Here is a 4,986-nt window from a genome sequence, read left to right on the forward strand (position 1 = left end):
TGTACTCGCCCCACATCTCCAGGCCGCCGTCCGCGCTCTCCACGACTCTGACGGTCAGCTCGAACTTGCCCGGCTCGCGGTCGGCAGGAAGCTCAGTGCGCACCCCCGCTGTCGGAACCCGACCGGGCTGCGATAGGACGGAGCGCGAACGAACCCCACGTCACCCGTCCGTAAGGAGCACCATGCCCGGCCCGACCGTCGGCCCCACCGACGACACGTCGACCGCTGCCGCCACCACACCCACCCCCGCATCCGCCGCCGCACCCGTCACCGGCCAGGCCCGTCCCGGCTGGGCCGTGATCGCGGTCCTCGGCGGACTCACCGCGCTCGGCCCGCTCACCACCGACCTCTACCTGCCGGGCCTGCCCGCCATCGCCGACGACCTGGTCGCCCAGCCGGCCGCCGTCCAGCTCACCCTGACCTTCTCGATGCTCGGGGTCGCCGCCGGGCAGCTGCTCTTCGGGCCGCTCAGCGACCGCTTCGGGCGCCGCACTCCGCTGCTCGCGGGGCTCGTCCTCTACACCCTGTCGAGCCTGGTGTGCGTGTTCGCGCCGAACCTGTCGGTGCTGATCGCCGGCCGGTTCGTCCAGGGCGCGGCCGGCTCCGCAGGACTGGTGATCGGGCGCGCCGTCTCCCGGGACCGCTTCCAGGGCGTCGCCCTGCTGCGCTTCCTCGCCTCGATCGCCCTGATATCGGGGCTGGCGCCGATCCTCGCCCCGATCATCGGCGCACAGCTGATGCGGTTCACCTCGTGGCGCGGCACCTTCGGCGTGCTCACGGCGCTCGGGCTGCTGCTCGCCCTGGTCTCGTTCGGCGTGCTGCGCGAGACGCTGCCGCCGGAGACCCGGGACCGCGGCGGGGTGGGCGCGGCCCTGCGGACGATGGGGCGGCTGCTGCGCAACCTGCCGTTCCTCGGGCTGGCGCTGACCAGCTCCCTCGCCTTCGGGGCGCTGTTCGGCTACATCAGCGGGTCGTCGACCGTGCTCCAGAACGTGTACCAGGTCTCGCCGCAGACCTACAGCCTGCTGTTCGGGCTGAACTCGTTCGCGATCGTGGTGATGACCCAGCTGAACGGGCGGGTGCTGGCGCCGCGCTTCACGCAGCGGACGCTGATGCTGGGCAGCCTCGCGTCGGCGGTCGCCGCCGGGGTGGCGCTGGTGCTGCTGACGACGGTGTGGGACTTCGGACTGGCCGGCTTCTGTCCGCCGCTGTTCGTGATGATGGGCAGCCTGGGGGTGTTGCTGCCGAACACCGCCGCCCAGGCGCTCGGCCTGGTCGAGCCGCAGGTGGCGGGCACGGCGTCGGCGCTGCTCGGGACGGGCAACTTCCTGTGCGGCGCGGTGGTCGCACCGCTGAGCAGCCTCGGCGGTCGGCCGTCGGCGGTGCTGCTGGCGCTGGTGGTCCTGGTGTGTGGGGTGCTGGCGACGGTGGCGTACCTGGCGCTGTGCCGCCCGGAGCGGATGCGAACGGCGGGCAGCTGACGGCGAGCGGAACACGGCGAACAGAAAACAGCGAACAGACAACGGGAAACGGATGACAGCTGACAGATGTTGAAATCTGTCAGCTGTCATCCGTCGTTCGTCATCCGTCAATCGTCAGTGGTCCTCGCCACCCGAAGCGGACTCAGGCGATGGAGAAGTCGTCCCCGTACACGTTGCCCTGGCCGTACCAGCCGTGCAGGTACACGGTGACGGTGCCGTTGGCCCCGGTGGTGAAGGGGACGGACAGCTTGGTCCAGCCGGCGGAGTTGGCCCAGGCGCTGGCGGTGGCACCGCCGCTGACGCCGACGTAGGCGTAGTTGCCCTGCACCCAACCGCTCAGGGTGTAGCTGGTGTTGGGCTTCAGCGTGACGGTCTGCGAGCACTCGCCGGTCTGGGCGGCGGTGGCCGCGGCCTGGAGCGCCTTGCTGCCGGAGTGGACCGGGGTGGAGACCACGGCGCCGCCGCTCTGGCAGGTCCACGGGGCGAGGCTGCCGCTCTCCAGGTCGCCGTTGACCAGTCCGGTCGTCGGGCCGGTCCCGGTGACGGTCAGCGTGTAGGTCGCGCTGTGGCTGCCGGAGGCCCCGGTGGCCGTGACGGTCAGCGGGTAGGAGCCCGGGTTCGCGGCCGCGGTGGTGGAGATGTTGAGCGTGGCGCTGTTGCCGGCGGTGACGCTGCCCGGGGTGACGGTGGCGTTGATGCCGGCGGCCGGAACGGTGGTGATCGTGAGGTTGAGGTTCTGCGCCGAGCCCGCGGTGACCGCCGTCGCGATGGTGGCGGAGGTGGACGAGCCGGCCGCGACCGTACCGGAGGCCGGGTTCACCGCGACCGAGAAGTCGTTGCCGGGCTGAGTGCCGGTGACGATCAGGGTGAAGGTGCTCGTGTGGCTGCCGGAGGCCGCCGCGCCGGTGACGGTGATCGGGTAACTCCCGGGCGCCACCGAGGAGGTGGTGCTGATGTTGAGCGTGGCACTGCTGCCGGCGGTGACGCTGCCAGGGGTGACGGTGGCGGTGACGCCGGCCGGGGCGCCGCTGACCGTGAGGTTGACGCTCTGCGCCGAGCCCGCCGTCACGGCCGTCGCGACGGTCGCCGAGGTGGACGAACCGGCAGCGACCGTGGCCGAGTTGGGGCTGACCGACACCGAGAAGTCGTTGTTCACCGTCGAGCCGCTGGTGAACGGCGCGAAGATGTGGGTGAAGTCCCAGGTGTTCTGGGAGATCCCGGAGCAGGAGTCACTGCCGGCCGTGCCCGGGCAGCCGCCGTTGTCGCGCTGGAGCGCCCAGAACGACAGCGTGTTGATGCCCTTGGAGACGGCCCAGTTGTACACGGTGGTGGCGTTGGCCACGGTGAAGGTCTCGGCCGGGCCGAAGTCGTCGACACCGATCATCTCGGTGATCCCGATCGAACCCCACAGCTGGGCCGGGGTCTTGGACGGGTAGAGCTTGGCGAGCTGGTTGTAGAGGCCCTGCGCGGAGGTCTGGGTGTCGGCCGCCATGTCGTGGGCGGCGTTGTCGTAGTAGTCGAAGGTCATCATGTTGACGACATCGATCCGCGCGTTGTTGCTGACCGCGTTCTTCAGTACCGCGAGCCCGCTGCTGGCCAGCCCGGAGGTGGTGGTGGGCAGCGTGTAGGAGAACTGGATAGTCCGGCCGTTGGCGGCGGCCCAGTCCTCCACGATCTTGATCGCCTTGTTGCGGCGGTCGATCCCGGCGGTGTTGGTCAGCGAGTTGTCCTCGATGTCGAGGTCGATCCGGCTGACGTCGTAGGTGGTGATCACGTTCTCGAAGGCGGCCGCGATCTGGTTGACGTCGGTGCAGCTGTCGGCCAGCTCGGTGCCGGTGTTGTCGGCGGTGTAGCCGCCGAAGGACGGGATCACGTCCCCGCCGTTGGCGCGGATGGTCGCGATGTCGGCGCCGAAGGTGGCGGAGGACACCGGCATCGAGGAGTCGCCGTTCCAGTACGGCGTGCAGGAGCCCTTGGTGGCGGTCTGGAGGAACGCCATGGTCAGGTGCTTGGCGCCGGACTGCGCGGCCAGCTGGGCCGGGCTCTGGCCGGTCCAGGCCTCGAAGTAGGGGGCGAAGACCCGGCTGGGGAGCGGGGTGGCGGCCTCGGCGGAGCTCGTCCCGGCGGCGACCAGGCCGGCCGAGGCTGCCAGCGTGGCGCAGGCCGTGAACACGGCCTGGACTGTTCGGCGAAGGCGCATGAATTCCTCCAACAGACGTGGTGGGGCAGGACGTTGGCGAGGTGCGGCCGGTCCTGGCGGGGCGGCCGTGTGGGGTCGGCCGCGATCCCGGGACCGGGTCGGACATCGGGAGTGCGTGCGTGAGCTCGGGAGTTCGGGCGTGCGAAGGCCCACCGAATCGCGCGGACGCGGGCGGCGTGTGGACGCGTGCGCCGTACGGGGCGGGGGTGGAGCGGTGCATGGCAGGGCAGTGCCTCAGCCGCCGGTGGTCACACCCCCACAGTGCATCCCGGTCGGATCGACATGCTTATGTTTGGACTAGACCACTGGTCTGTCAAGAGACCTAACAGTTCGTTAGCGGACGGTCCGTGCGGAGGAAGGGGGCGCTCTGGCGGCCCGGGGCGGTCGGGAGGCCGATGGCGACGGGAGGCGCCGGAAACGAGAAAGCCGTGGCCGCGCACCCGGCGAGGGGGCGCGGCCACGGCGGCCCGGCGCTCAGGACGCCGGGCGGTTCATGGTGTCGGGGATCCGTGGACATGCGGACCCCCGGGTCGACGGGCAGCGGGCGGGGCCGCCGTCCGGATCAGCGGCCCGGCGGGCAGAGCGTGGCGAGCAGCGCTTCGTTGATCTTCGCGGCGGTGTCCGGTCCGAAACCCTGCGGGTGTGCGGCCGAGGTGAAGCGCTGGTTGGCCAGCTCGGTCAACTTCTGCTTGTCCTTGGGGAACTGGTAGATCGACTGGCACTGGTTGCGCGCCCGGTCCACGGCCTGGTCCGGCTTGCCGTCGACGATCGCCGGGTCGATCGCGTCCAGGGCGGAGACCAGCTTGGCCGTCAGGTCGGTGCCCGGCTTGGTGGGCAGTCCGGCGTCGGCGGGCGGCGCGGGCTTGGCCGGTGCGGGGGCTCCCGAGGCGCCGCCGTCGGGGGCGGGCGCGCCGGTGGCGCCGTCGGCCGTGGGGGCGGTCGAGTCGGGCGCGGGGGCCGCGGGCGTGGTGGCGGCGTCGGACGGCGCGGCGGCCGAGGCGGCGGCGGTGGGGGAGCCGGCCGCGGAGGTGGCCTTGTCCGAGCCCGAGCCTGAGCCCGATCCGGAGCTGGAGCAGGCAGCGAGGCTCACCGCGGCGAGTGCCGTGAGGGTGGCGGCGAGGAGACGAGTGCGCATGGCGCCCAGACTGTCATGTTCGCGGCGTGGAAGGGAAGGTCCCCCGAAGGCCGGATGGCGATCTCCGGAGCGACAGCGCGGCGGCCCCGGAGGAGCGCCTTGCTGGTGAGGACGAGCGCGGGCGAGGCGTCGTCCAGCATGTAGGCGATCCGGTCGGCCGGGTAGCGCGG

General features: G+C 71.6%; 4 protein-coding genes. 1 reads left to right on the top strand and 3 read right to left on the bottom strand.

What is annotated here, in order from left to right; genetic code table 11:
• Positions 1-182: 182 nt before the first annotated feature.
• Positions 183-1,481 carry a multidrug effflux MFS transporter gene (locus ACWDBB_RS35910; RefSeq protein WP_449793606.1) on the top strand — a complete coding sequence of 433 codons (1,299 nt, stop codon included), beginning with the start codon at positions 183-185 and terminating at the stop codon, positions 1,479-1,481.
• A 142-nt stretch (positions 1,482-1,623) separates the two neighbouring features.
• Here ACWDBB_RS35910 and ACWDBB_RS35915 read toward each other — a convergent pair whose 3' ends face one another.
• From ACWDBB_RS35915 to ACWDBB_RS35925, 3 genes are all read right to left on the bottom strand, one after another.
• Positions 1,624-3,681 carry a glycosyl hydrolase family 18 protein gene (locus ACWDBB_RS35915; RefSeq protein WP_449793607.1) on the bottom strand — a complete coding sequence of 686 codons (2,058 nt, stop codon included), beginning with the start codon at positions 3,679-3,681 and terminating at the stop codon, positions 1,624-1,626.
• 562 nt (positions 3,682-4,243) lie between these two features.
• Positions 4,244-4,816, bottom strand: a complete 573-nt coding sequence (locus tag ACWDBB_RS35920; RefSeq protein WP_449793608.1) for a hypothetical protein — start codon at positions 4,814-4,816, stop codon at positions 4,244-4,246.
• On the bottom strand, positions 4,768-4,986 hold a 219-nt coding region (locus ACWDBB_RS35925; RefSeq protein ID WP_449793609.1), incomplete at its 5' end, for a hypothetical protein. The genes ACWDBB_RS35920 and ACWDBB_RS35925, both read right to left, overlap by 49 nt.

The sequence above is a fragment of the Kitasatospora sp. NPDC001095 genome, from assembly GCF_053598615.1.

What these genes read in the sequence shown, in the direction of transcription:
- ACWDBB_RS35910 (WP_449793606.1), top strand. Translation starts at nt 183, where the DNA reads ATGCCCGGCCCGACCGTCGGCCCCACCGACGACACGTCGACCGCTGCC.
- ACWDBB_RS35915 (WP_449793607.1), bottom strand. Translation starts at nt 3,681, where the DNA reads ATGCGCCTTCGCCGAACAGTCCAGGCCGTGTTCACGGCCTGCGCCACG.
- ACWDBB_RS35920 (WP_449793608.1), bottom strand. Translation starts at nt 4,816, where the DNA reads ATGCGCACTCGTCTCCTCGCCGCCACCCTCACGGCACTCGCCGCGGTG.